This window comes from Marinobacter shengliensis (assembly GCF_003007715.1).
Classification (GTDB): Bacteria; Pseudomonadota; Gammaproteobacteria; order Pseudomonadales; family Oleiphilaceae; genus Marinobacter; species Marinobacter shengliensis.
Genome location: NZ_PXNO01000021.1, coordinates 343,178 through 368,414, shown reverse-complemented (window position 1 = coordinate 368,414; position 25,237 = coordinate 343,178). Strand labels below are relative to the sequence as shown.

The following is a 25,237-nucleotide window of genomic DNA, read 5'->3' as shown; positions in this document are numbered from 1 at the left end:
TTCGGGCTTAACCGGACTGCCCTGTATTTCGCCTTTTGATTTTTTTGTTCGGAGTTTGAACAAGGCCGGAAAAGGGTGTCAAAACGGAAAACGGTGGTTTTCCTGATGGTTTTGACACCCTCTTCCGGCCTTGTTCTTTGGACTTTGGGGGGGGCGCCCCTGGGTCAGCCGCGCATAGACATCAACATCAACGACGTTTCATGGACTGGAAGAACTCGTCGTTGGTCTTGGTGTCACGCAGCTTGTCTAGCAGGAATTCCAGTGCACCGGTGTCGTCGTCCATGGAGTGCAGCAGCTTGCGCAGAATCCACACGCGCTGGATGTCTGCCTCGCTCATCAGCAGGTCTTCACGGCGGGTGCCGGAACGACGGATGTTGATGGCCGGGTAGACACGTTTCTCGGCAATCTTGCGGTCCAGGTGCACTTCCATGTTACCGGTGCCCTTGAACTCCTCGTAGATAACCTCGTCCATCTTGGAACCGGTATCCACCAGCGCGGTCGCCAGGATGGTCAGGCTGCCGCCCTCTTCCACATTCCGGGCCGCACCGAAGAAGCGTTTGGGCTTTTCCAGGGCATGGGCGTCAACACCACCGGTGAGCACCTTGCCGGAAGACGGAATCACCGTATTGTAGGCGCGGGCCAGGCGGGTGATGGAGTCCAGCAGGATGATGACATCTTTCTTGTGCTCGACCAGGCGCTTGGCCTTTTCGATCACCATTTCCGCTACCTGCACGTGACGGGCCGGCGGCTCATCGAAGGTGGAGGCTACAACCTCGCCGCGCACGGTGCGCTGCATTTCAGTCACTTCTTCCGGGCGCTCGTCAATCAGCAGCACCATCAGGTGACATTCCGGGTTGTTGCGGGCGATGGACTGGGCAATGCCCTGCATCAGCAGCGTTTTACCGGCCTTGGGCGGGGACACAATCAGGCCACGCTGGCCTTTACCGATCGGGGCTACCAGGTCGAGTACCCGAGACGAAAGGTCTTCGGTACTGCCGTTGCCCACTTCCAGGGTCAATCGCTCCTGGGGGAACAACGGGGTCAGGTTTTCAAACAGAATCTTGTTGCGGGCGTTGTCCGGCTTGTCGAAGTTAATCTCGTTAACTTTCAGCAGGGCGAAGTAACGCTCACCATCCTTGGGAGGACGGATTTTACCGGAGACGGTATCGCCGGTACGCAGATTAAAACGGCGAATCTGGCTGGGGGAGACATAGATATCGTCCGGGCCGGCCAGGTAGGAGGCGTCGCCGGAGCGAAGGAAGCCGAAACCGTCCTGCAGAATTTCCAGTACGCCGTCGCCGTAGATGTCTTCGCCGCTCTTGGCGTGTTTCTTCAGGATGGTGAAGATAACATCCTGTTTGCGCGAGCGAGCCAGGTTGTCCAGGCCCATTTCTTGCGCGATATCGAGCAATTCGGGCACAGATTTCTGCTTGAGTTCAGTAAGATTCATAATTTGTAGGATTGTCAGGAATGGAAGTAAACGACTGTTGGAATGACAGGGGTGCCCCTGAACGCATTGATCAAAAAAGCTGAAACATGGTGCTGGCTAGATGGAGCAACCGGTGCAGATGGAAGCCGGATTTGTTTGCTGAAGCCAGAGAGTGGGAACAACCGTTCGCCGGGCAAGCCGCATAATCGACCACCTTGAAGGCGTCTGTCAAGACCTCTGCCCAAAATTAAGTCAGTTTCATGATCTTCCGCCACCGGCACGCCTCCCTCTGATGGGTTACTCCCTTCCCATCTGCGGCCCGTACACGGATACTGACACTACTATTGATGAACGCATCTCGAATGCAGTAGAGCGGAGCCAAGCCATGAGCACTGAGCTTACGAATGAACTCAAACCTCTGAATATTGCCATTTTGACCGTATCTGACACACGGGGTTTCGAACAGGACACTTCCGGGCAGTTCCTCGAAGACAGCGTTGTCGGGGCCGGACATCGTCTGGTGTCTCGCCGAATTCTTCCGGACGACGTTTACCTGATACGCGCTATTATTTCACAATGGGTTGCGGACCAGGACGTTCAGGCTGTCATTATCACCGGCGGCACCGGCTTTCACGAACGAGACAGCACACCGGAAGCGGTCAAGCCTCTGCTGGACAAGGTCATTGAGGGTTTTGGCGAGGAATTTCGCCGGTTATCGGCACTGGAGATCCGCTCTTCCACGATTCAGTCACGATCATTCGGTGGCATGGCCAACAACACCGTTATTTTCTGCCTGCCGGGCTCAACTGGTGCCTGCAGGACTGGCTGGGAAGGCATTCTGAAAGACCAGCTGGACAGCCGGCACGGCCCCTGCAACTATTCCGGACTGGTCATGCGCAAGCCAGAGCGCGCCTTCGGTCGGCTCCAGGAAGTGATTGGCAACCGCGCAGAAAAATAACCGGGAGGTACCATGGCAGGCTCTGACCTGATCTCTGTTGACGACGCGCTCAACTACATATTGGGCCGCGCCACCGCGGTGACGCAATCCCAGGCGGTGCCACTCAGTGAATGCCTGGGGCGGATTCTGGCGGAAAACCAGTATGTGCCGGCGGATGTCCCCCCTGCCGACAACAGTGCCGTAGATGGCTATGCGGTGCACCACTCAGATGTCGCCCCCGGGCGGGCGCTGGTGGTCTCTGACCGGGTGCCGGCGGGCACAGCCCCCAAACCACTGGAGCCCGGTACCGCGGTGCGAATCTTCACCGGTTCAGAGATTCCGGAGGGCGCGACTGCGGTGGTGATGCAGGAGCGGGTGGAACGTACCGATGACAACATCCTCATCGTGGCCGAAGTCAGCGCCGGGCAGAACATTCGTCGTCGCGGTCAGGACCTGACCCAGGGGGAACTGGCATTGCCCCGGGGCACCCTTATTCGCCCCCAGGAAATGGGCTTACTGGCATCAATGGGCATCGCACAGGTGCCAGTACTGGACCGGTTGCGGGTGGCCATCCTGAGCACCGGTGATGAACTGGTGCAACCCGGCGAGCCGCTTGCCCCCGGCCAGATTTACAACAGTAATCGCTACACCCTGCTCGGGATGCTGGCACAGGCGGGATGTGAGGCTATCCTCTGCGAGACCGTTCGGGATACTCGCGACGGCACCCGACAAGCGCTGCAAGAGGCGGCAAGAAAAGCCGACCTGATCATCACCAGTGGCGGCGTCTCGGTGGGCGAAGAAGACCACGTGCGCGCGGTGCTCGAGGAGTCCGGCCGGCTGTCTTTGTGGCGGATGGCCATCAAGCCTGGCAAACCACTGGCGTTCGGCAGCATTGACGACACGCCGGTGCTTGGGCTGCCCGGCAACCCGGCCTCTGTGTTGATTTCCTTTATGGTCATCGTGATGCCCTACATTCGCAAACGCCAGGGACGACCCGACGCGCTGCCGATCGGGGAATGCCTGCCTGCAGGCTTCACCACCCATTCACCATCCATCCGCCGGGAGTTTGTGCGCGCCCGCAAGACAGGCAATGGGGCCACCGCTTCCGTGTCCGCTGCCCCGAACCAGAGCTCCGGCGTGCTGAGTGCCGCTTGCTGGAGCTCCGGCCTGGCGGTGGTGCCGGAAAACAGCACCATCAATGTTGGTGACCCGGTGATGTATTACTCATACCCTGAACTGATGAGCTGATCATGACTGACCAGAACCTGACTGTTCGCTTTTTCGCACGGCTTCGCGAGGAGCTTGATACCGAGAGCCTTGAGTTGCCGACAACCCCGGGCCAAACCGTTGGGGGCCTGTTGTCGGAACTGGCCGCCCGGGGCGGCCCCTGGGCCCAGCTGCAGGGCGAGCAGCCGGTCATGGCGGCCGTCAACCAGGCCATGGCCAAACCTTCAACGCCGGTCATGCCGGGCGATGAAGTGGCCTTCTTTCCACCGGTGACCGGAGGTTGAAATGATCTCTATCCAGACGGAAGATTTCGATGTCGGCGCGGAATACGAGGCGCTGCGCGCCTCCGGTTCCGGCACTGGTGCGGTGGCGACCTTTTCCGGGCTGGTGCGGGACTCCGGGGACCTGTCCGGGGTGACTGGACTGTTCCTGGAGCATTATCCGGGCATGACGGAACAGGTGCTTCAGGGATTGATTGACTCCGCCTCCCAGCGCTGGGATGTACGCAAGGCGAGGGTGATTCATCGGGTCGGGCGGCTGGCGCTGTCGGATCAGATCGTGTTTGTCGGGGTGTGCAGTGCTCACCGGGGGGATGCGTTTGCAGCCTGCGAATTCATCATGGACGCCCTGAAAACGTCAGCCCCGTTCTGGAAAAAGGAAATCACCGGAGACACCGAACACTGGGTTGAGCAAAAAGACTCGGACCTGGACCGCTCCAAGGCCTGGAAATAAAGCTCACCTTGCGACTGGCGGCCAGTGAGGGTGATTGAGGCATAAAAAAACCGCCCGTGAACCATGTTCAGGGGCGGCTTTCTTCAACAGCGGCTCAGAGGTTGCTGTCGAGGAAGGCGGCGAGTTGTGACTTGGACAAAGCGCCAACTTTGGTGGCGTCCACATTGCCGTTCTTGAACAGCATGAGGGTCGGGATGCCACGGATGTTGAACTTGGGCGGGGTCTGCTCATTCTCGTCGATGTTGAGTTTGCAGACCTTGAGCTTGCCGTCGTATTCGTCGGCGATTTCTTCCAGAACCGGGGCAATCATCTTGCACGGGCCGCACCACTCAGCCCAGTAGTCAACCAGTACCGGGACGTCGGACTTCAGTACGTCCTGTTCGAAAGAAGCGTCGGTGACATTAACGATATTTCCGCTCATTACCTTTTCCTGATTCAGGCGCTCCGGGGCCTGTAACGCAGCCGCGTCGGAGTCGCTGTTGACTGTAGCAGGCTGTACAAACCGTCATCGGAATGTCGCCTGCCCGGATTTCGTTAGACGAATACTTTACGCGATTGCCGGCCTCAATGTGAAGCGAGATCTGTTTCCACCGGCAACGATCGGCATCCGTATTCACCGCAGACCGTTACTGACAGCGCACCGCGCTTTCTTTTATAGTACGGCCATTGTATCGACAAGTTCACACCATACAGGACGCCAACCCACGTGACGGCCGCATCCCCTGCCGAGAACACCGCCCCCTCCCCGGATATGCTGGCAGCCATTGATATGGGCTCCAACAGTTTTCATATGGTCGTGGCCCGTCTGGTCCATGGTGAAATTCGTACCGTCGAGAAGATGGGCGAGAAGGTCCAGTTGGGCGCCGGGCTTGACCCCTATAACCGGCTGACGGAAGAAGCCCAACAAAGGGCCCTGGAATGTCTCAGCCGGTTTGCCCAGCGCCTGCAGGGCATGCCTGCCGAGGGCGTTCAGATTGTCGGTACCAACGCCTTGAGGGTGGCCCGCAACGCCCCCGAGTTTATTGCCCGGGCGGAAGAGGTCCTCGGTTACCCGGTAGAGATCATCGCGGGGCGGGAAGAAGCCCGTCTGATCTACCTTGGCGTTTCCCACACCCTGGCCGATGACGAAGGCAAACGACTGGTCATCGATATTGGCGGCGGCAGCACCGAATTCATCATCGGCCAGCGATTTGAGCCCCAGGAGCTGGAAAGCCTGCACATGGGTTGCGTGTCGTTTCGCAATCGCTATTTCCCGGACGGCAAGATTACCCGGCGGCAGATGGACAAGGCGATCACCCACGCTGAACAGGAGCTCCTGAACATCCGCCAGCACTACCGCTCGGTTGGCTGGCAAAGTGCCGTCGGCTCCTCCGGATCCATCAAGGCGATCTGCAGCGTGCTGGCCAACCTGAAGATCACCGATGGCACCCTCACCCGAGAGGCCATGGAAGAACTGCGCAAACGGCTGGTAGACATGGGCAGGGTCGAAAAGCTGGCAGACCTGGGCGTGCGCCAGGACCGGCAAAGCATCTTCCCGGCTGGGTTTGCCATCCTGCTGGCCGCGTTCCGATCGCTGGATATTCAAGCGATGACCTTCGCCGATGGCGCTCTCCGGGAGGGGCTGCTGTACGACATTGTAGGCCGTATCCAGCACGAGGATGTGCGGGAGCGCACCATTGCCGCGCTGCAGGAGCGCTACCATGTGGACCAGGCTCACGGCGCTGCCGTTGAGCAAACGGCTATCGCTGCCTGGCAGCAAGTGGCCGACCAATGGGGCCTGCATACGTCAGCAGACGAGGATGTACTGCGCTGGGCCTGCCGGCTGCACGAGATTGGCCTGACCATCTCCCACAGCCAGTACCACAAACACGGCGCATATCTGCTGCGTTATTCCGACTTGCCCGGTTTTACCCAGCAGTTCCAGAAAGATCTGGCCACCCTGGTGCGTGGCCATCGACGGAAATTCTCCGCCACGGTGTTCGAGGGCATAGAGCCAGAAGACAAACCGCGCCTGCGGTACCTGTGCGTTTTGCTGCGGCTGGCCGTATTGATTCAACACCCCAGGAATCTGGAGCAGCCTCCCGAATTCGTCCTCCATGGCCATGAAAACAAGCTGGTGGTGGAGTTTCCGGAAGGCTGGCTGGATAACCGGCCACTGACCCTGGCAGACCTGGAGAACGAGCGGGATTACCTGTCCAAACAGGATTTCACCCTGGAAATCGGCACCCGGTAAACCAGACGGGGCACTAGCCGGCCAGTTCGGCTTCCAGGTTTTCCACCGTTTCACTGACCTCCAGCCACTCGGCCTCGGTCTCCTCCAGGGCCCGTTTGAGTTCGGTCTGATCCGCCAGCAGCGCCTTCAGGCGTACTTTCCCGCTGTCTTCGTACACCGCAGGGTCGCCCAGAGAAGCTTCCACGCCCGCCAATTGCTGCTGCAACTGATCCATCCGGGCTTCCAGGGATACCTGTTTTTTCCGCCACGGGCTCAGTTTCTGACGCAGTTCCGCCTCCTGGCGTTTTCTGGCCTTGCGCTCTTCGGCCGTCAATGCCTGGCCACTGCCCGCCTTCTTTTCAGCATCTGAATCCTCAGCTACCTGGCGTTTGGGGGGCTCGTCCTCATCCTTCCTGCGGTCTGCCAGCCAGCGTTCATAGTCTTCCAGGTCGCCGTCGTATTCCTGGACTCTGCCATCCGACACCAGCCAGAACTCGTCTACGGTATTGCGTAACAGGTGCCGATCATGGGACACCACCACAATGGCACCATCAAAATTCTGCAATGCCATGGTCAGGGCCTGGCGCATCTCCAGGTCCAGGTGGTTGGTGGGCTCATCCAGCAACAGCAGGTTGGGTTTCTGCCAGGCGATCACCGCCAGGGCAACCCGGGCTTTTTCACCCCCAGAGAACGAGCGAATCGGGCTCAGGGCCTCATCGCCATGAAAATCAAAGCCGCCCAGAAAGTTCCGCACCGATTGCTCGGACGCACGGGGCGACAATCGCTGTAGATGCAGGAACGGGCTGGCGTCCAGGTCCAGGGCTTCCAGCTGGTGCTGGGCAAAATACCCGATGGCCAGGTGCTCGCCACAGGTACGCTCACCCGACAGAAGTGTACCGGTGCCCCGCAGGGCATCCATAAAGGTTGACTTGCCCGCACCGTTGGGGCCGAGCAAACCAATGCGCGAGCCGGGCAGCAAAGTGACGTTGATACTATTCAGGATAGCCGTCTGGCCATGGCCGGCCACACCGTTGCGAATGGACAACAACGGGTTGGACACCTTGTCCGCCATTGGAAATTCAAAGCTGAAGGGCGAATCCACATGGGCTGGCGCGATTCGTTCCATGCGCTCCAGGGCCTTGACCCGGCTCTGGGCCTGGCGGGCCTTGGTAGCCTTGGCCTTGAAGCGGTCAATGAAACGCTGGATCTCGGCAATACGGGCCTGCTGGCGCTCGTAATTGGATTGTTGCTGGGCCAGGCGCTCACTGCGCTGCACTTCAAACGCCGAGTAGTTGCCGGTGTAGAGTTCCAGCTTTTTGTTATCAAAGTGCACCAGGTGTGTGGCCACCCGATCCATGAAATCCCGATCATGGGAGATAAACAGCAGGGTGCCAGGGTATCGACGAAGCCAGTTCTCAAGCCACAGACAGGCGTCCAGGTCCAGGTGGTTGGTGGGCTCATCCAGCAACAGGAGGTCCGATGGCCGCATCAGGGCCTGGGCCAGATTCAGACGAATACGCCAGCCCCCGGAGAACGCCGATACCGGCCGGTCCACATCGCTATCAGCAAACCCCAACCCACGCAGCAATGAGTCGGCCCTTCTGGGCGCAGACCAGGCTTCATGTACATCCAACTCGCCGTGCAGGCGGGCAATGGCGTGATGATCATCCCGGGCTTCCGCATCGGCCAGCTCACGCTCCATACGGCGCAAGTCAAAGTCGCCATCCAGGACAAAGTCCCGGGCAGAACGCTGGCTGGCCTCAACCTCCTGCGCCATGTGGGCAATACGGCAGCCCCCTGGCAGCGACACACTGCCCTGCTCCGGCGCCAGATGGCCCAGTAAGAGCTGGAACAGGCTGGATTTTCCGGCACCATTGGCGCCAACAATTGCTACCCTCTGGCCGGGCTGCACCGTCAGGCTGACGTTTTCTAGCAACCAGACGCCGCCTCGTTGTAAACTGAGATCGGTTATCGTTAACATAGACTGTCTTTATCCATGGATTTCAGCCAGGGAAGTGCCCTGCCATGACCGTTCCGCAGACAGAATCATTGAATCTGCCCGCAACAATGGAACCGGATAATCCCCTGTGGCGTTATGCACTGGCCTGCTGGCAAAACCCGGAGCTGGCCGAGGCCTGCCTGACGTTGCAGGCCTGTGACTGGAGCGTTACCCGAATTCTCTGTGCCGGCTGGTTGGGGGTGAACGGGCACCTGTTCACTGGCGTTGAGGACGCTAAGGTAACAGAGTGGCGATCCCGTGTAACCGGCAGCATTCGTTCCGCCAGAAAATCCATTCCCCGGCATCATATTGGTTGTCGTGATCTCCGGGAAGCGCTGGCACGGGCCGAACTACAGGCCGAGCAAACCGAACTTGCCCTGGCCTGGCACACACTGACACCCAGGTACCCGGAGACTGGCAACATGCACAATCGCAAAGCCGCCATCTTGCAAAACCTATTGGCCGCAGCACCGCGTCGGGACACAGACACCCAGGCACCCGTATCAATGGACACTCTGGCAGGCCTCCTGGCGGCTGCGGCAGGAGAACCCCAGCCATGATGATGAAATGGCTTATTAGGCTATCGTTTCCAGCCCTTGGCCTGCTTTTGTTGCTGATTTTCTTTGGACTGGGGGACCCAGGCAAGGTATCGGAGTCTGCGGCCGAGGAGAAACCCGAGGCCATCCCTTCGTTTGAAGGCCTGCTGCCGGCCCCCATCCCCACCGAGGGCCCGGAGATTGTCTTCAAATGGCAAGACACCGAGGGGAACTGGCACTATGCCGACCAGCCACCCGCCCAGGGCCCCTGGAACGCTCTGGCCATTGAGCGGCCGAGCAAGAACCTGCATAACGAACGCCGGGCCGACAATGACAGCGACTGGCGTTCTCCCTACCGGGCCCCTTTTTCCCTGGCGCCATCGCCCGGGGATAACGGTACCTGACGCCAACAGCATCACACTGTTACCACAGTTTCAGTGGCATCCTGTGGCTGAACCCGTTACCTTTCCTGTTTGCCAAATCCAAGTGGGCCGTCAGGCCCTGTTACACGCGCGAAGGATACCAGTATGAAGAAAACCCTGTTAGCTATCGCCATGACCGGCCTGGTTGCCGGCTGCTCTACCGCCCAGGACTCCGAAAAGGACCCAGCCCTGGACACGACGCCGGAGAGAGTCAGCTACGGCATGGGCCTGGTGCTTGGTGAGCGCATGAGCAATGACCTGCCTGACCTGCAAATGGACCAGTTCCTGCAGGGTATCCAGCACGGCCACGCTGGCGACGAAGAGACCAAACGCCTGACCAGGGAGCAAATCCAGGAAGCACTGATGGCCTACCAGGAGGAGCTTCAGGGGCAACAGGAACAACAATTCGAAGAACTGGCCAGCCAGAACCTGGAAGCCGGCGAAGCCTTCCTGGCCCAGAACGCTGAGCGCGAAGGCGTGGAAACCACCGAGTCCGGCCTGCAATATGAGGTCATCGAGGAAGGCGATGGCAACAACCCGACAGCCTCAGACCGGGTACAGGTGCACTACACCGGCGAGCTGATCAATGGCGATGTGTTCGACAGCTCCCGTGATCGTGGCCAACCGGTTACCTTTGGCCTTAGCCAGGTAATTCCGGGCTGGACCGAAGGCCTGCAGCTGATGAGCGAAGGCGCCCGCTACAAGCTCTACATCCCCGCCGACCTGGCCTACGGCCCGGGTGGCAATCAGGCGATCGGGCCCAACGAAACCCTGATTTTTGATGTAGAACTGCTGGCAGTGAACCCGGAAAGCGAATAACTCCGGGCAATAAAAAACGGCCTGAACATTCAGGCCGTTTTTTTTGAAACACTCTACTGGCTGCCCGAAATCAGGCTGAGGCCATTTTTCCAGCGTGGGCGTTATGCAAATGCTCGATCAGGAAATCTTCCATCTCGAACCGGCTTTCCAGCACCTCACCCAGCTTTGACAACTCTGAGAACAGCTCTCTGACGTCGTCTTCGGTCAGTAGTCGACCATCAACGCGATCGTTGAAATTGAGAGCCACGCCGGTCGTCTGCTCAATCCGGGGATAGACCTTTGCCGCCAACTCCAGGCCGCCATCGTTGAACTCACGGGCTTCCTGGATCAACTGTTCGTAGACTTCGAAGTGCCCGGCAGACACATAATCGACCAGCACCTCACAGAGGCGGACAAACTTGTCTCGCAGCATCTCGGTCTGGGAAAAATCGGTCTCGGTCGACAGATCGCAGTAGCGCACCAACAGCTCCTGGCGCTCTTTCAGCCAACGGTCGATCAGCTCGCTGACTCCGCCCCAACGCTCCCTGGCGTTTCTGCAGTTCTCCAACATGACGTCTGTCTCCCCTCAGTCAGTCTGCCTGATAAATGGCCGTTCACTTGATTGTTGTCATGACTGAATCAAGTTACCCCAAGGCCATGGTGGCCCGCAACCGTTTCAGCCCTGCAACCAGTTTTTCGGCCGGTATCGACGGAACATCATCACCAGGCCAACCAGCACCAACAAGCTGAAGAACACGGCTGTCCAGCCAGGAATGCTCAACCCGAGAAAGCGCCAGACCACCTCGGCGCAATCACCGGTGCCTTTCAGGGCCGTCTGCAGCACCTCAAACCAGGGCAACACCTCAAGCATGTAGTCCACGGACGGGCCGCAGGCGGGCACCTGATCTTCCGGCAGGCTTTGCAACCAAAGTTGCCGGCCAGCAATGCCCAGCCCGGTACCGGCGGTCAGCACCAGAAAAAAGCCATACACCCGGTTACCAAAACCGGCGGGACCATGGAGAAACGCAATCAGGGCTACCAGCCCTGCGCCCATGAAACCAAAACGCTGCAACCAGCACAACGGGCAAGGCTCCAGGCCCATGACGTGCTCCATGTAAAAGGCCACGGCCAACAGAGCTGCGCACAGAAGAAAAACGACGCCGAACACCCATTTGCTTGTCAAATCAACACCCCGGAATCATCATGTAAGCTGATGCTGCCAATCCTAACCCATGAAGAACATTGCGCCTATGACCTTTCACCGAAAATACGCCCTAACGCTGTTACTCGCTGTCGCTTCCCTGATCGCCTGGCCGGCCATGGCCGAGGAGGAGCCGGAGGAACGGGGGGTAACCGACTACATCGCCATGGAGCCGGCTTTTGTGACCCATGTGGGCGAACCCGGCAACAAGGTCATTTACCTGAAAGCGTCTGTAACCCTGCGGGCCTCGCAGGAGACGACAAGAGCTGCTGTAGAGGCCCATATGCCAAGATTACGGCACGAATTGGTAATGTTGTTCGGTGAACAGACCGACGTTGACCAGCTCACTACGCAACAGGGCCAGCAAGCGTTGAGAGGGGAGGCAGCACAGCGCATCAATGCTGCCCTGGAAGAACAGAAAACCGGTGAGCGCATCACCGGCGTCCTGTTTACGGAATTTGTGGTACAAAGGTAGGTCAGGCGATTCGGGAGAACAGGTCGTCGCTGGAGGGCTGCTCGGCAGCCACCTGGCCGGCATCATCCCAACCCGCTTCCCAGGCAGCGATGATCACCTCACCCCGATACGGGCATCGGTTTTTATCCATGCCCATGGAGCCCGCCATGTACCCCTGGCGATATGCCTTGTTGAGGGCTTCCACATCCCATCCGAGCTTGATATCTCTTGCCATGGCTCCGTCTCCTTACCTGTTGTAAACAAAAGTAACAGCAGGTAACGAAGCCGGCAAACCGTTCTGTGGTTTCTGTGCGTCACGTCCCTTTCGGGTTGTGACTCAACCACGGCTCACGAGCGAAGATACTCTTCCAGGAAGGTGGCAAACGGAAGTTTATCCGACTGTTCCTGGGCCTTCTGTTCGGCCAGGGATTCCCGCGACATGCGTTGGTAATCCGCCATTACGTCCGGAGCCAGTGGTTCGCTTCTGAGGGTTTCCTGATGCTGCCGGGACAACGCCAGCACCCAGTCCCGGTGACCAAGCCCGGAGGCTTCCATCGAAGCCAGTACGCGGGCTGATGGCACAGACCACTCCTGCCCCTGCAACTTTTCACGCTGAGCAGCCAAGGCTGAACGGTAGGTCTCGTCCTTACCCCAACTGTCCAGCAAATCCGCCAGTGGCTGCAAGCGATCCAGCAACTCACGGGCCGCGTTACCCACCGGCACCCGCTGGCCACCCTGGCACACCCCCAGCTCCTGCCAGCGGCCTGATGCCACCACATCTTTGTAGTTGTCATCCAGCCGCTGACATTCATCATCTCCGATGCGGGGAGAGTCGGTCAGCAGACAGTCAAGCAGGAACAGATCCAGAAAATCGATCTGCGCCTGGTTGACCCCTACCGGCGAGAATGGGTCCAGATCCAGACAACGTACCTCTATGTATTCAACTCCACGGGCATCCAGCGCCTGGATAGGCTTCTCGGCACGCTCGGTGGTGCGTTTGGGACGAACGGCGCTGTAATACTCGTTCTCAATCTGCAACACACTGGTGTTGATCTGGATAAACTCGTCGTTACGACGGGTGCCAATGGCTTCATAAGCCGGCCAATTGGTATGGATAGCCTGGTCCAGGGTACGGGTGTAGGTGCTCAGCTCGTTGAAACAGATGTTGAGGGAGGCCTGGGCATTGTTGTGGTAACCCAGATCACCCATCCTCAGCGACGTAGCGTGTTTGCCATACCAGGTTCGCTCATCAAACCGGCTTAGGTCATGCTTCACGCCGGCAACGAAACTGGCATCCAGGGCTGGTGATGCACCGAACAACAGCATTAACAGCCAGCTTCGGCGGCGGAAATTGCGGATCAACCAGAAATACTGGTCGGATTTGAAATCCTTCAGGGCATCCTGATTACCGGTGAGTTGCTGCCACTTATGCCAGAAACTGTCGGGTAACGACAGGTTGTAGTGGGCCCCGGCAATACTCTGCATGATGCGACCGTAACGCACAGCCAACCCCTGCCGATAGACATGCTTTAGCTGGCCAATGTTCGAGCGGCCATACTCAGCGATGGGAATGCTCTGATCGCCATCAATCTCACAGGGCATGCTGGCCGACCAGAACACTTCGTCACCGAGATTCTGCTGGACAAACCGGTGGGTGTCTCGCAGCGATGCCAGCATGGCCTCAGTAGAGCTGAAAACCGGGGTGATCAGCTCGAGCAGGGCTTCGGAATAATCGGTGGTAATCCGTGGATGGGTCAGGGCCGAGCCCAGCGCCTCCGGGTGCGGTGTCTGGGCAATGAAACCATTGGCATCCACGCGAAGGCCTTCTTTTTCGACGCCTTTGAGAAAACCATCCCAATCGCTGGCCGCAAACTGGTGAAACAGGGAGTGGCGGGATTCAGCCATGGTGAGCTCCTGTTGGCGCGATTGCCCCCTTGTGAGGGGCAACCGCGTTGAATCGATGAGGTGATTTAACGACCGTTCTTGCGGGCAGAGGCCAGCGCCTGCGCCAAAGCGCCTGCCATAGCGCCCTGCGTCTGGCCTTGACCACCCTGGGGTTTGCGACCACCGGAGCGACCTGCGTTGCGGTCGGCGCCCCGGGCTGGCTTGGCCTGGGTCTCGGCACCGGGCTGGTCATCCATACGCATGGACAGCCCGATCCGTTTACGGGGAATGTCCACTTCCATCACTTTGACCTTAACAATATCACCGGCCTTGACCACTTCGCGCGGGTCTTTTACGAAAGTATGAGACAAGGCGGAGATGTGCACCAGGCCATCCTGGTGAACGCCAATGTCGACAAAGGCACCGAAGTTGGTGACGTTGGTTACCGAACCTTCCAGCACCATGCCCGGTTTCAGGTCATTCAGGGTTTCCACCCCTTCCTCGAAGTTGGCAAAGCGGAACTCGGGGCGCGGGTCGCGGCCCGGCTTTTCCAGTTCGGAGATGATGTCTTTGATGGTTGGCAGTCCAAACTGTTCGGTAACGTAGTCCTGAGGGTTCAGGCTGCGCAGAAACGCGGAATCACCAATGATATCTTCCACCTTGCGGCCATTCCCCTTCGCGATGGCCTCGACCACACCGTAGGCTTCCGGGTGCACCGAGGAACGGTCCAGCGGGTTGTCGCCGCCAGCAATACGCAGGAAGCCAGCCGCCTGCTCAAAGGTGCGCTCACCCAGCCGGGAGACTTTCAGTAGCTGCTTGCGACTGACAAACTTGCCGTTCTGGTTGCGAAAATCGACGATGTTCTGAGCAATGCTCGGGTTCAGGCCGGATACCCGGGTAAGCAGAGGCACGGAGGCCGTATTCAGGTCGACCCCAACGCCGTTTACACAGTCTTCCACCACCGCATCCAGGCTACGGGACAGCTGCACCTGGGAAACGTCATGCTGGTACTGGCCAACCCCGATGGACTTGGGTTCGATCTTTACCAGTTCCGCCAGTGGGTCCTGCAGGCGGCGGGCGATGGACACCGCACCACGGATGGTAACATCCAGATCCGGCAGCTCTTTTGAGGCAAATTCCGAGGCGGAGTAGATGGACGCACCAGATTCGTTGACCACAATACGGGCCAGCTTCAGTTCCGGATAGCGTTTGCACAGGTCGCCCACCAGCTTCTCGGTTTCCCGGGACGCGGTGCCGTTGCCGATGGCGACCAGCTCAATCTGGTATTTCTGGCACCAGGCCGCCAGTTGGGCAATGGATGGCTCCCATTTGTTCTGGGGCGCATGGGGGAAGATGGCCCCGTGGTCCACCACCTGGCCAGTGCCGTCGATCACCGCGACTTTAACGCCGGTACGCAGACCGGGGTCCAGGCCCAGGGTTGGCCGGGGGCCGGCCGGGGCCAGCAACAACAGGTCTTTTAGGTTGGCGGCAAACACGTTGATGGCTTCGGCCTCTGCGGCTTCCCTTACCTGAGACATCAGGTCGGTTTCAATCTGGGTAGATAGCTTCACCCGCCAGGTCCAGCGCACCACTTCCGACAGCCATTTGTCGGCGGCCCGCCCGTTATCCCGAATACCCCAGCGCGCGGCAATCCGCTGCTCGGCGGGATGGGGCTGACGGCGATCGTCTTCAACATCCCCCACCACCAGCGAGTAGGTCAGTATGCCTTCGTTACGTCCGCGCAGAATCGCCAGGGCCCGGTGTGAAGGCACTTTCTTCAGGGGCTCCACGTGATCGAAATAATCCCGGAACTTGGCGCCTTCGTTTTCCTTGCCATCCACCACCGCGACTTTCAACTGACCTTCCTGCCAGATAAAGTCCCGCAATGAACCCAGCAACTCGGCGTCTTCGGCAAAACGCTCCATCAGAATGTGGCGGGCGCCTTCCAGCGCGGCTTTGGTGTCTTCCACGCCAGCTTCCGGGTTCAGGTAACCGGAGGCGGTGGCTTCCGGGTCCAGCGTAGGGTCGCCAAACAGGGCGTCAGCCAAGGGCTCCAGCCCGGCTTCACGGGCAATCTGGGCCTTGGTGCGGCGCTTGGGCTTGTAGGGCAGATACAGGTCTTCCAGGCGGTTCTTGGTGTCTGCCTCCTGGATGGCGGCGCGCAGCTCATCGGTCAGCTTGCCCTGCTCGTCAATGCTGTTGAGGATGGTGCCGCGGCGGTCTTCCAGCTCGCGGAGGTAACGAAGACGCTCTTCCAGGGTTCGCAGCTGGTTGTCATCCAGTGAGCCGGTCACCTCTTTCCGGTAACGGGCAATAAACGGAACGGTGGCCCCTTCATCCAGCAAGGCAACGGTGGCATTAACCTGTTGCTCGCGTACGCCGAGTTCGTCGGCAATGCGCCGGGAGATACTGTTCATGCAACCTCTGTGTATTATCGCGTTCGGAATTAATGCGCAAAGGTACAGCGGCTTACTGCTGCAGGCAAGCGGACTGGTTACGGTGGTTCAGGAATTGTACAAGATCATTCCAGGGCATGGGGCGGGCAAAGTAATAACCTTGAATCTCATCGCAGTGCTGCTGGCGCAGGAATTCCAGCTGGCTTTCGGTTTCAACACCCTCCGCCACCACACTGATCTGCAGGCTGTGGGCCAGGCTGATGATGGCCCGGATAATGTGCTCGGCATCCGCCGACTGCCCCAGTTCCTGGACGAAGGATTTGTCGATTTTCACCAGGGAAATGGGCAGGTGTTGCAGATTGCTCAGGGATGAAAAACCGGTACCGAAGTCATCCAGGGCAAAGCTGATGCCTAGCTGATTGAGTTCCCGCAGGCATCGCTGGGCGTAATCCGGATCGTGCATCATGGCGCTTTCGGTCAGTTCCAGCTCCAGCAGGCTGGTGTCGACGTTAGCGTTGAAAATAATCCGGAAGATGGTTTCGGTCATCTTGCGGTCGTGGAACTGGCGGAATGACAGATTGACCGCAAACACCAGGCCGGGAAAGCCCATTTCGGCGCTTTCCTGCAAGCGTTTACACGCCTGCTCGATCACCCAGTAGCCAATGGGGACGATCAGGCCACTGCGCTCCGCCACCGGTATGAATTCGTCCGGACCGACCAGGCCCCGCTTGGGATGATTCCAGCGCAGCAGGCACTCGACACCGCGAACCTCCTCAGTCGCCAAGTCAATCCGAGGCTGATAATACAGCTCCAGTTCCTTGGCTCGCAATGCGTTGCGCAAGTCCGCCTCTAGCCGGAGCTGGTAGCCGGCAGAAATATGTAACTGGCGGTCATAGAAACGGTAGCTGGTGCCCGGGTCCCGTTTGGCCTCAAACATCGCCCGGTTGGCCCGCCTCAGCAGTTCTTCCGGGCTGTCGCCCGCCTCGGGATAAGTCGCCACGCCCAGGCTGGCGCTGACCACAATCATCTGGCCGTCAACCGTCAGCGGCTCATCCAGTGCAACCACTACCTTACGGATAATCTGGGTAATATCGAGCGAGTCTTCCACCTTCTCGATAATAATCGCCAACTCGTCGCCGCCGATGCGCATCAGCGAATCCACCCGGCGCATCTTCTGGCGCAACCGCTCCGCCAGCCGGAACATCAACTGGTCGCTTTTCTGATAACCGAAGGATTCGTTGATACTGCGAAAATCATCAACATTCAGATGCAGGAGTGCCAGCCGGTGGCCGGCTCTCTCCGCCCGCAACAGGGCCTGCTGCAAGCGGTCGAAAAACAGGTCCCGATTGATAAACCCGGTTGCCACCTCACGGCCTAACTGGCCGTGGGCCGACTCGGACAGCTGCACGCGATACCAGAGATATTTCACCGCCCGGCGAAAGTTCCAGCGATCCAGAGTCTGCCGGCACAGGTAGTCGGATGCACCGTCGCGCAGCAGCTCGCCCCCTCGCTCTTTACAGGGTTCCGCGCTCAGGGCAAGCACCGGCTTGTCTTCACTGGAAACGGACAGATACTGCAGAAACGCCTGTTCGTCACCACCGTGAAAAATGCAGTCCCAGACAATGACATCGAAGCTGGCGTTGCGGATAAGATCATCACAATCCACCAGGTCCGGGCACCATATGGCGTCCGGACTGATTTCCGGATCGTCGTCCAGCAGCGCGGATAACCACAGAAAATCCGCGTATTCCGGGGTCAGTACCAGCAGGCGTAGACGATCAGGTCTGGTGTCCAGAGACAGTGTCATCGAGCAAAATCCATGTGTCGGCCAACAGCAGAGTCCATTCTAGGAAGCATAGCTGATAGATCGTCAAGGTACAGAAAGTCTGGCTGGTGTAGAATAGCTCCACGCTAAATACCTCCCCATGGTTCCCGATTTGGTCTCTACATTGTGAACAAGCTCAACCCGAGACAACGCGAAGCGGTTCGCTACGCCGAAGGCCCACTGCTGGTGCTGGCCGGTGCGGGTAGTGGCAAAACCAGTGTGATCACCCGCAAGATTGCCTATCTGATTGAGGAATTGGGCATTCCCGGGCGACATATTGCCGCAGTAACGTTCACCAACAAGGCCGCCAGGGAAATGAAGGAACGGGTCAGCCGGATTGTTGACCGGGGCAAGGCCCGGGGACTGATCGTGTCCACCTTTCACAACCTGGGCCTGAACATCATCCGGGAGGAGCACGCGCACCTGGGCTATCACCCCGGTTTCTCCATCTTCGATGCCGAAGATGCCAAGGCACTGCTGCAGGACCTGATGATGCGGGAAGCCAGCGCCGAGGCCGGCGACGAGCTGAACGATGTACAGATGACCATCTCGTCCTGGAAGAACGCCATGCGCAGCCCGCCCGAAGCCTACAGCAAGGCGGCTGACGAGCGTGAGCAGCGTATCGCCATTGTCTACAGGCACTACAACGAGTATTTGAAAGCCTACAACGCAGTGGATTTTGACGACCTGATCCTGCTGCCGGTGCAGTTGTTCCGGCACACCCCGGACGTGCTGGCCAAGTGGCGCCGGAAAATCCGTTACATGCTGGTGGATGAATATCAGGACACCAACGTGTGCCAGTATGAACTGGTCAAACAACTGGTTGCAGAGCGGGCCGCATTTACCGTGGTGGGCGATGATGACCAGTCCATCTACGCCTGGCGTGGAGCCCGGCCGGAAAACCTGGCGCAACTCAAAGAAGACTTTCCCAGCCTGAAGATCGTCAAGCTGGAGCAGAACTACCGCTCCACCGGCCGCATCCTGCGCAGCGCCAACACGGTGATTGCCAACAACCCCCACGTGTTCGAGAAGGCCCTGTGGAGTGACCACACCATCGGCGAGGAAATTCGCATCATCCGATGCCGCAACGAAGACGCGGAAACCGAGCGGGTAGCCACGGAGATACTCGACCAGAAGCTGAAGAACGGGCTCGATTTCAAAGATTTTGCCGTACTGTACAGGGGCAACCACCAGGCCCGGTTGCTGGAAATGAAGCTGCAGGCGTATCAGATTCCCTACCGGATTTCCGGTGGGCAGTCGTTCTTCTCCAAGAACGAGATCAAAGATGCCATGTCGTACCTGCGGTTGATGATCAACCCGGATGACGACGCCGCCTTCCTGCGGGTGGTGAACGTGCCTCGCCGGGAGATTGGTCCGCGCACCCTGGAACAGCTGAGCCACTACGCCCGCGCTCGCAATGTCAGCCTGTTCAAGGCACTGGGCGATATGGGCGCGGAAACCCACGTCACCGAGAAAGGCCTGGACCGGCTGCGCCGCTTTGCCCACTGGGTGGACAAAACCTGCGAGCGGCTGTTTTCCGAAGATCCGATACCGGTGATCAAGCAGCTGTTCACCGACATTGAATACGAGGAATGGCTGCACCAGCATTCCGGCAGCCCGAAGCAGGCCGAACGGCGGATGGAAAACATCTGGTACCTGGTGGAATCGATCCAGCGCATGCTGGACGACGGCAAGGGTACCGCCGATGAACTGGGCATAGAAGATGCCATCGCCAAACTGATTCTGCGCGACATGATGGAGCAGCGGGAAGAGGAAGACGACAGCGACAAGGTGCAGTTGCTAACCCTGCACGCTTCCAAGGGCCTGGAGTTCCCCCATGTTTTCATCATGGGCCTGGAAGAGGAAATCCTGCCGCACCGTACCAGCATTGAGGAGGGCAATATCGAAGAAGAGCGTCGCCTGATGTATGTGGGTATCACCCGGGCCAGGGAAACCCTGGCGTTGACCTATGCCGCCTCACGCAAGCAGTACGGCGAGAAACTGGAGACCATTCCCAGCCGGTTTCTGGACGAGCTGCCAGAAGACGATGTTCGCTGGGAAGGTCTCGGGGACCAGGACAAAGAGGCCAACCAGAAGAAAGGCAAAGCCACCCTCAGTGCCCTGATTGGTGATCTGGGCCTGTAAACCAATTACAGAGCAACCTTACCTAGAACTTCACCCTCACACCCGTGGTGACAATCGTGATGTCCTCGTACTCCGGGCTGTAGCAGGTTCTGCCAGATTCCGTGCACCAGAAACCACGCTCGAAACTGTGAATCTTGGCGCCGGCATAGGCATCAAACATATCCATCGGGCTCCAGACATAGCCGACACCAATCACCGATCCTTTTTCATCATCCTTGTTACGATTCATGGTCTCGCCATAGTGGATATCAAACGCATGGGTCCGGTTGGGACGATACCCCAGTTTGGCATAGCGGAACTGACCTAACTCGGATCGGGTTGATGAAAAGTTACCTTCCGTTTCCGAGGTGGTGCGCTCAGCGGAATCGTTCACCGCAGCGAGCGTCAGGTTTAAACCGGTGTCGCTGTGAAAATAGGACACCGAGCCACCGTATTTCCTGACGTAAGGGCTAACGCCGGGATCCGGGTCAAACGCGACGCTGGGGTCTACGTTGGTGCGCTCCGCCCGGGAGTACCCAAGGCCCACCAGCACACGGCCACCGGGGGCACGCAACCCCGACCTGAGACCCACTTGCATGATGGATTCATGACCTTCGCCATCACCACCGCTTTTGTGTCCGACACTGGCCGAAAGCGTCACCGGGCCAATGCGGGGGCTGTCATAGCGAATACGGTCATGCCTGCCTTCAAAATTGTAATCGCGAATGCTTCCGGCGATGGTTGTCCGGTTAACGCGCCCTGCGCCATCCGCGCCCCGAAGCTCATCTTCCGTAAAATTTTGACGATCCTGGAAGCTGCCATCGGCATTGAATTGGGTTTTAACGGACGAGTCTTTAAGCTTGTAATACAGACTGCCACCAATCAGACCCGGGTTACGAAAACTGATCACGCCTGTGCCAGAGTAATCCCGGCGCGCAGTGTTATAGGCGGCTCCCTCTCCACGACCGACAGTGATTTTACCGTAAGGTGAATCAATAAAAGCGTCAGTGATTCTCTGCTCAAGTTCGCCTGATGTGGATTTATTGGCAGGCTCGACATCACTGGAAGAATTGGAATATGCCCCTATTTCGATCAGTGCGCCTGCCGTCCACCCCTCAAACAATCGCTGGGTGGCACCGAGATTGAAGCGCGTTGGGCTGTTTCGATTATCAACATGGTAGTACTCAGTATCCGAGCCCCGGCCCAGAATGGCAGTGCCGTCATTGGCTTCAAAACCGTAACCGTCCTGCACGTACATGATTGCCCGGTTGACCTGCCCTCCCACCTCTACTTCCAGCGCTGACGCCGGGGTGGCTGCGGCGGTTAAGATGCTAGCCGCCAGCAGCGTTCTAGAAACGTTCATAATGCCTCCGGTTCTTGTTTTTTCTGACACCTGCGTCAGTGGCTTTATTCAATCTACCTTTCCTTTATCGGCTACTATAGATACCTATGTAAATTGAAAACATCTGATAGATATATGCGTTATATGCATCTAAATTTGGATTTATTATGAACATCAAGAAATTGAAGTGCTTTCGCGCTGTGGTTATCCACGGTTCGCTGGTTGCCGCCGCGTCGGTCATGAACCTCAGCCAGCCGGCCACCAGCCGCTTGATCTCCACGCTCGAAGACGAATTAAAGCTGAAACTGTTCAAACGCGAGAAACGACGCCTGACTCTGACCCCGGAAGGCAAGGAATTCTACCGCGAGACCGAAAAAATACTGGCCAATCTGGACGACCTGCCGCGAATCGTTCGGGAAATAAAAGAGGGTGGCACACGCACACTGCGTATTGTTGCTCTCGCGCGTCTGGCCAATAGCCTGGTATCGCCTGCTCTGGCACGTTTTGTTGCCGAGCATCCGGAACAGCGCTTCAGCGTGGATGTCCGGGGCCACCGGGATATCGAACAATGGGTGGCAGGACGCCACTACGACATTGCGGTCGCGCTGACCCGGCCCTGCAACCATCCTTCGGTCATTCAGCAGCCGTTCTTCGATACCGACGCCATGGTCATGGTGCCGAGGGGGCACCCGCTGGAACAGCTGGATTCGGTAACACCCGCGCAGTTGGCCGAGCATGACATCATCGCCCTGGCCCCCGGCCTGCGCCCGCGCTTTCAGATGGAGGAGATTTTTAACTCAGCCGGCATTGAGCTGAGCTGCAAGATTGAGACAACGTCCAGTGTTATGGCCTGCCAGATGGTCGTGGAGGGGCTGGGGGTCACCATCATTGATCGGTTGGCTGCAATGGCAATGGACCAGAACCGCTTCAGCCTCCGCCCGCTTGCCCCTCACTACAGGCTTCAGTTTGTTCTTCTGTTTCCACCAGGTTTCGAGGAAACACCAGCCATTACCAGCCTGGTTCGATGCCTTCAGGATCAGGTCGTCTCATCCCTGGGGGAACATGCAACGATGACGGGTGATAAGACGAATGCAATTTAAGCATGCATTAAACGCATAGAAATATGCTTTATATTCAATTTTAAAATCCATACCCCCTGCCTAAACTGGCCTCAATTGCTGATCGTGCATCCACGCTGACAGTCGGGAAAAGGCGATCAGACTCTCCAATAACTATAATCAGGAGAAAAGATGAGAATCCGGACCCTGGTGCAATCAGGCATCCATTTGCTAGGCGTCGTCATCAGCTCTCTGAGCCTGTGTGCGTACGCAAGCCCGAAAGACAATAGCCTGGTCGTTGCCTTTTCAACGCCACTGACCACCGTCGACCGGCTTTATTCCATCCAGCGCGAAGGACTGATTCTCTCGCGCCTGACGGATGATGGTCTGTTCTACGTTAATCCGGACACACTCGAATTCGAGCCTCTGGCGGCCGAATCCTACCAGTGGATCAACGATACCCAGCTGGACATTAAGGTCCGGAATGACGTGAGGTTTCACGACGGCAGTCCGCTGACGGCAGACGATGTGGTCTATACGTTCGAGTGGGTGCTGGACGAAGCTTCCGAGACCAGCCGGGGCCCGGTGATTCGGTCCTGGCTTGAAAGTGTTGAGAAAACCGACACTGACACAGTTCGTTTCAACCTGCACCTTCCCTACCCCATGGCCCTGCGGGACATGGCCATCAGTATTCCGATTCGCAAAGCCGGAACGTACGACGGTACCCGAGGGCGGGAGAACGCCGCCGAGGATATCCCCCTCAACGGCATCGGCCCTTATAAGCTCAAAGAGTTCCGGGCCGGGCGAGAGATCGTGTTAGAGCGGTTTGACAACTATTACCAGGCCAGCCCGAAAGCCAATCCCGCCATCGACACCATTGTGTTCCGGGTTATTCCCGACCAGGGCACGCAGCAGGCGGAACTGCTCAGCGGTGGCATCGACCTGATGATGGACGTTCCACCGGATGTGGCGGACAACATCAGCCACCTGCCGGGCGTGCGCAGAAAAGAAGGCAACGATATCCGGATTGGCTACATCACGCTGGATGCGGCTGGTTACTCCAACCCGGACAGCCCGTTCACCAATGTCAAAGTGCGCCAGGCCATTAACCACGCCATCAATCGCGAAGAGATAACCCGCTACCTGGTTCGCGGCAGCGCCGAAGTGGTTCATTTCGCCTGCCACCCCCGCCAGTTTGGCTGCGACAGTGACGGCCCCCGATATCCGTACGACCCGCAGAAGGCCAAAGCTTTGCTCGCAGAGGCGGGCTACCCGGACGGTTTCTCCTTCAACCTCTGGGCCTACCGGGAAAAGATCATTGCCGAAGCGGTGGTCAGCAACCTCAGAGCCATAGGGCTGGATGTGGACCTGCGCTTTGTAAAGCTGAACGTGTTTTCCAAGGTCCGCAACGATAGAAACATGGAAACCTTCTTTGCCTCTTACGGCAGCGGTGGTACCGCTGACGCATCGGCGTCTGCCGGCGTCCACTTTGCCAGCAATACCGCCCGTAACTTCACCAAGGATGAAGAGCTGGCCGAGACGTTACTGGCCGCCGAACAGACCATTAATCCGGATGAACGTAAACGCCTGTATCGCAACGCTCTGAACCGTATCGCTGAACAGGCCTACTGGGTGCCCATGTTCTCCTACAGCCAGAACTATCTGCTGGCTCCCGGGCTGGAGTTTCCGGTGCCTAACGATGGCGTCCCCCGATTCTGGCAAGCCAGTTGGAGCGAACAGTAATGCTTACTTTCATACTTCGCCGCGGTCTGATGGCCATACTGGTGGCCCTTACCGTTTCCTTCGGTACGTTCGCCCTTTTCCATTACGCAACAGACCCGGCACAGACCATTGCCGGTGAGGATGCCCCACAGGAAATGGTCGACGAGATCCGTAAACAGTACGGCTTTGATCGCCCGGCCGCCGTGCAGTATTTCGATTGGCTGGGAAGCGCCCTGACCGGCGATTTTGGCGAGAGTTATTTCTGGAAGCAGCCGGTGGTACAGCTGATTGTGGACCATGCCCCGGTCACCATCACCCTGGCACTGGCGTCGCTGTGCGTCACCGTGCTGATCGCCCTGCCGCTGGGCATCAGCGCCGCCCTGAAACCCAACAGTTGGGTGGACCGCTTTGCCCTGTCAACAGCCGTTTCAGCCCAGGCCATCCCGAACTTCTGGCTGGGGCTGATGCTGATCATCCTGTTGGCGGTAACCTTCCCGATTTTCCCGGTATCGGGTGACGCTACCTGGCGCCACTTTGTGCTGCCCTCGCTGGTTCTGGGCGCCAGCTCTGTGCCAGCGGTCATGCGCCTGACTCGCACCGGTCTGCTCGACGTGCTGTCTTCCGACTATATTCGCACGGCCCGGGCCAAGGGCTTCACCGGCTACCGGCTGATTGTCCAGCAGGCCATGCGCAACGCTCTGTTGCCCATTGTCAGTGTGCTGGCCGTGCAGCTCGGCAACAAACTGGGAGGGTCGGTGGTCACCGAATCGGTATTCAGCATGAATGGCCTTGGCCGGCTAGCCGTTGAGTCCATATTCAATTCCGATATCCCGACCGTTCAGTCACTGATCCTGATTTTTGTTTTGACCTTTGTATTGCTCACGCTGGCGGCTGACCTTATCAACGCCTGGCTTGACCCGCGGATCCGGATGGGGTGAA

General features: G+C 58.3%; 23 protein-coding genes. 13 read left to right on the top strand and 10 right to left on the bottom strand.

What is annotated here, in order from left to right; all coding sequences use genetic code 11:
* Positions 1–187: 187 nt before the first annotated feature.
* On the bottom strand, positions 188–1,450 hold the full coding sequence (gene rho, locus C7H10_RS07825; RefSeq protein WP_058091947.1) for a transcription termination factor Rho: 1,263 nt from the start codon (positions 1,448–1,450) through the stop codon (positions 188–190).
* Positions 1,451–1,814: 364 nt separating this feature from the next.
* Here rho and moaB point away from each other — a divergent pair, with 364 nt between their 5' ends.
* The 4 genes from moaB to C7H10_RS07805 are packed head-to-tail and all read left to right on the top strand — an operon-like array spanning position 1,815 to position 4,325.
* Entirely contained in the window at positions 1,815–2,387 is a 573-nt protein-coding gene (moaB, locus tag C7H10_RS07820; RefSeq protein ID WP_106694416.1) for a molybdenum cofactor biosynthesis protein B, read from the top strand.
* A gap of 12 nt (positions 2,388–2,399) precedes the next feature.
* Complete coding sequence (locus C7H10_RS07815) at positions 2,400–3,614, top strand: molybdopterin molybdotransferase MoeA (protein WP_106694415.1); 1,215 nt, start codon at positions 2,400–2,402, stop codon at positions 3,612–3,614.
* 2 nt (positions 3,615–3,616) lie between these two features.
* On the top strand, positions 3,617–3,877 hold the full coding sequence (gene moaD / locus C7H10_RS07810) for a molybdopterin converting factor subunit 1 (protein ID WP_106694414.1): 261 nt from the start codon (positions 3,617–3,619) through the stop codon (positions 3,875–3,877).
* A gap of 1 nt (position 3,878) precedes the next feature.
* Positions 3,879–4,325: a molybdenum cofactor biosynthesis protein MoaE gene (locus C7H10_RS07805; RefSeq protein ID WP_106694413.1), complete on the top strand. Its 447-nt coding sequence runs from the start codon at positions 3,879–3,881 to the stop codon at positions 4,323–4,325.
* A 94-nt stretch (positions 4,326–4,419) separates the two neighbouring features.
* On the opposite strand, the gene trxA is transcribed toward C7H10_RS07805, so the two are convergent.
* Positions 4,420–4,746, bottom strand: a complete 327-nt coding sequence (trxA, locus tag C7H10_RS07800) for a thioredoxin TrxA (RefSeq protein WP_011784020.1) — start codon at positions 4,744–4,746, stop codon at positions 4,420–4,422.
* 285 nt (positions 4,747–5,031) lie between these two features.
* Between trxA and ppx the strand changes: the two genes are divergently transcribed.
* Complete coding sequence (gene ppx / locus C7H10_RS07795; protein WP_106694412.1) at positions 5,032–6,558, top strand: exopolyphosphatase; 1,527 nt, start codon at positions 5,032–5,034, stop codon at positions 6,556–6,558.
* 13 nt (positions 6,559–6,571) lie between these two features.
* Here the strand turns inward: ppx and C7H10_RS07790 are convergent, their stop codons facing one another.
* Complete coding sequence (locus tag C7H10_RS07790; protein ID WP_106694411.1) at positions 6,572–8,518, bottom strand: ATP-binding cassette domain-containing protein; 1,947 nt, start codon at positions 8,516–8,518, stop codon at positions 6,572–6,574.
* 44 nt (positions 8,519–8,562) lie between these two features.
* On the opposite strand from C7H10_RS07790, the gene C7H10_RS07785 reads away from it, so the two are divergent.
* From C7H10_RS07785 to bamJ, 3 genes are all read left to right on the top strand, one after another.
* Positions 8,563–9,096: a DUF2390 domain-containing protein gene (locus C7H10_RS07785; RefSeq protein ID WP_106694410.1), complete on the top strand. Its 534-nt coding sequence runs from the start codon at positions 8,563–8,565 to the stop codon at positions 9,094–9,096.
* Positions 9,093–9,476: a hypothetical protein gene (locus tag C7H10_RS07780; RefSeq protein ID WP_106694409.1), complete on the top strand. Its 384-nt coding sequence runs from the start codon at positions 9,093–9,095 to the stop codon at positions 9,474–9,476. Before C7H10_RS07785 ends, C7H10_RS07780 begins: the two co-directional genes overlap by 4 nt.
* A 123-nt stretch (positions 9,477–9,599) precedes the next feature.
* The gene (bamJ, locus tag C7H10_RS07775) at positions 9,600–10,313 is read left to right on the top strand and encodes a BamJ family beta-barrel-assembly machinery protein (RefSeq protein WP_061333459.1); all 714 of its coding nucleotides are present in this window, start codon (positions 9,600–9,602) and stop codon (positions 10,311–10,313) included.
* Between the two features lie 70 nt (positions 10,314–10,383).
* Here the strand turns inward: bamJ and C7H10_RS07770 are convergent, their stop codons facing one another.
* Together C7H10_RS07770 and C7H10_RS07765 are read right to left on the bottom strand one after the other, a co-directional pair.
* Positions 10,384–10,863 carry an Rsd/AlgQ family anti-sigma factor gene (locus C7H10_RS07770; RefSeq protein WP_061333460.1) on the bottom strand — a complete coding sequence of 160 codons (480 nt, stop codon included), beginning with the start codon at positions 10,861–10,863 and terminating at the stop codon, positions 10,384–10,386.
* Positions 10,864–10,968: 105 nt separating this feature from the next.
* The gene (locus C7H10_RS07765) at positions 10,969–11,475 is read right to left on the bottom strand and encodes a disulfide bond formation protein B (RefSeq protein ID WP_061333461.1); all 507 of its coding nucleotides are present in this window, start codon (positions 11,473–11,475) and stop codon (positions 10,969–10,971) included.
* A gap of 67 nt (positions 11,476–11,542) precedes the next feature.
* On the opposite strand from C7H10_RS07765, the gene C7H10_RS07760 reads away from it, so the two are divergent.
* A complete protein-coding gene (locus tag C7H10_RS07760) occupies positions 11,543–11,968 on the top strand; it encodes a flagellar basal body-associated FliL family protein (RefSeq protein WP_061333486.1) in 426 nt (141 codons plus the stop codon).
* A 1-nt stretch (position 11,969) separates the two neighbouring features.
* Here C7H10_RS07760 and rmf read toward each other — a convergent pair whose 3' ends face one another.
* From rmf to C7H10_RS07740, 4 genes are all read right to left on the bottom strand, one after another.
* A complete protein-coding gene (gene rmf, locus C7H10_RS07755; protein WP_058091935.1) occupies positions 11,970–12,182 on the bottom strand; it encodes a ribosome modulation factor in 213 nt (70 codons plus the stop codon).
* Between the two features lie 113 nt (positions 12,183–12,295).
* Positions 12,296–13,852 (bottom strand): glutamate--cysteine ligase, encoded by a 1,557-nt coding sequence (gshA, locus tag C7H10_RS07750; protein WP_106694408.1) that lies wholly within the window; start codon positions 13,850–13,852, stop codon positions 12,296–12,298.
* 65 nt (positions 13,853–13,917) lie between these two features.
* Positions 13,918–16,248: a Tex family protein gene (locus C7H10_RS07745; protein ID WP_106694407.1), complete on the bottom strand. Its 2,331-nt coding sequence runs from the start codon at positions 16,246–16,248 to the stop codon at positions 13,918–13,920.
* Between the two features lie 52 nt (positions 16,249–16,300).
* A complete protein-coding gene (locus C7H10_RS07740) occupies positions 16,301–18,034 on the bottom strand; it encodes a GGDEF/EAL domain-containing response regulator (RefSeq protein ID WP_106694406.1) in 1,734 nt (577 codons plus the stop codon).
* A gap of 144 nt (positions 18,035–18,178) precedes the next feature.
* Between C7H10_RS07740 and rep the strand changes: the two genes are divergently transcribed.
* Positions 18,179–20,197, top strand: coding sequence for a DNA helicase Rep (rep, locus tag C7H10_RS07735; protein ID WP_106694405.1), 2,019 nt, complete (start codon positions 18,179–18,181; stop codon positions 20,195–20,197).
* Positions 20,198–20,219: 22 nt separating this feature from the next.
* Here the strand turns inward: rep and C7H10_RS07730 are convergent, their stop codons facing one another.
* Positions 20,220–21,539 carry a porin gene (locus C7H10_RS07730; protein ID WP_106694404.1) on the bottom strand — a complete coding sequence of 440 codons (1,320 nt, stop codon included), beginning with the start codon at positions 21,537–21,539 and terminating at the stop codon, positions 20,220–20,222.
* A 146-nt stretch (positions 21,540–21,685) separates the two neighbouring features.
* Between C7H10_RS07730 and C7H10_RS07725 the strand changes: the two genes are divergently transcribed.
* From C7H10_RS07725 to C7H10_RS07715, 3 genes are all read left to right on the top strand, one after another.
* The gene (locus C7H10_RS07725) at positions 21,686–22,618 is read left to right on the top strand and encodes a LysR family transcriptional regulator (protein ID WP_106694403.1); all 933 of its coding nucleotides are present in this window, start codon (positions 21,686–21,688) and stop codon (positions 22,616–22,618) included.
* A 150-nt stretch (positions 22,619–22,768) separates the two neighbouring features.
* The gene (locus tag C7H10_RS07720; RefSeq protein WP_106694402.1) at positions 22,769–24,319 is read left to right on the top strand and encodes an ABC transporter substrate-binding protein; all 1,551 of its coding nucleotides are present in this window, start codon (positions 22,769–22,771) and stop codon (positions 24,317–24,319) included.
* On the top strand, positions 24,319–25,236 hold the full coding sequence (locus C7H10_RS07715; protein ID WP_106694401.1) for an ABC transporter permease: 918 nt from the start codon (positions 24,319–24,321) through the stop codon (positions 25,234–25,236). The genes C7H10_RS07720 and C7H10_RS07715 overlap by 1 nt, the downstream gene beginning before the upstream one ends.
* Position 25,237 lies beyond the last annotated feature (1 nt).

Coding starts and splice junctions, on each gene's coding strand:
- moaD (WP_106694414.1), top strand. CDS start 3,617: ATGACTGACCAGAACCTGACTGTTCGCTTTTTCGCACGGCTTCGCGAG.
- C7H10_RS07805 (WP_106694413.1), top strand. CDS start 3,879: ATGATCTCTATCCAGACGGAAGATTTCGATGTCGGCGCGGAATACGAG.
- C7H10_RS07740 (WP_106694406.1), bottom strand. CDS start 18,034: ATGACACTGTCTCTGGACACCAGACCTGATCGTCTACGCCTGCTGGTA.
- gshA (WP_106694408.1), bottom strand. CDS start 13,852: ATGGCTGAATCCCGCCACTCCCTGTTTCACCAGTTTGCGGCCAGCGAT.
- C7H10_RS07785 (WP_106694410.1), top strand. CDS start 8,563: ATGACCGTTCCGCAGACAGAATCATTGAATCTGCCCGCAACAATGGAA.
- moaB (WP_106694416.1), top strand. CDS start 1,815: ATGAGCACTGAGCTTACGAATGAACTCAAACCTCTGAATATTGCCATT.
- rho (WP_058091947.1), bottom strand. CDS start 1,450: ATGAATCTTACTGAACTCAAGCAGAAATCTGTGCCCGAATTGCTCGAT.
- C7H10_RS07725 (WP_106694403.1), top strand. CDS start 21,686: ATGAACATCAAGAAATTGAAGTGCTTTCGCGCTGTGGTTATCCACGGT.
- C7H10_RS07815 (WP_106694415.1), top strand. CDS start 2,400: ATGGCAGGCTCTGACCTGATCTCTGTTGACGACGCGCTCAACTACATA.
- C7H10_RS07770 (WP_061333460.1), bottom strand. CDS start 10,863: ATGTTGGAGAACTGCAGAAACGCCAGGGAGCGTTGGGGCGGAGTCAGC.
- C7H10_RS07790 (WP_106694411.1), bottom strand. CDS start 8,518: ATGTTAACGATAACCGATCTCAGTTTACAACGAGGCGGCGTCTGGTTG.
- C7H10_RS07730 (WP_106694404.1), bottom strand. CDS start 21,539: ATGAACGTTTCTAGAACGCTGCTGGCGGCTAGCATCTTAACCGCCGCA.
- C7H10_RS07780 (WP_106694409.1), top strand. CDS start 9,093: ATGATGATGAAATGGCTTATTAGGCTATCGTTTCCAGCCCTTGGCCTG.
- C7H10_RS07760 (WP_061333486.1), top strand. CDS start 11,543: ATGACCTTTCACCGAAAATACGCCCTAACGCTGTTACTCGCTGTCGCT.
- C7H10_RS07745 (WP_106694407.1), bottom strand. CDS start 16,248: ATGAACAGTATCTCCCGGCGCATTGCCGACGAACTCGGCGTACGCGAG.
- trxA (WP_011784020.1), bottom strand. CDS start 4,746: ATGAGCGGAAATATCGTTAATGTCACCGACGCTTCTTTCGAACAGGAC.
- rmf (WP_058091935.1), bottom strand. CDS start 12,182: ATGGCAAGAGATATCAAGCTCGGATGGGATGTGGAAGCCCTCAACAAG.
- C7H10_RS07720 (WP_106694402.1), top strand. CDS start 22,769: ATGAGAATCCGGACCCTGGTGCAATCAGGCATCCATTTGCTAGGCGTC.
- C7H10_RS07715 (WP_106694401.1), top strand. CDS start 24,319: ATGCTTACTTTCATACTTCGCCGCGGTCTGATGGCCATACTGGTGGCC.
- bamJ (WP_061333459.1), top strand. CDS start 9,600: ATGAAGAAAACCCTGTTAGCTATCGCCATGACCGGCCTGGTTGCCGGC.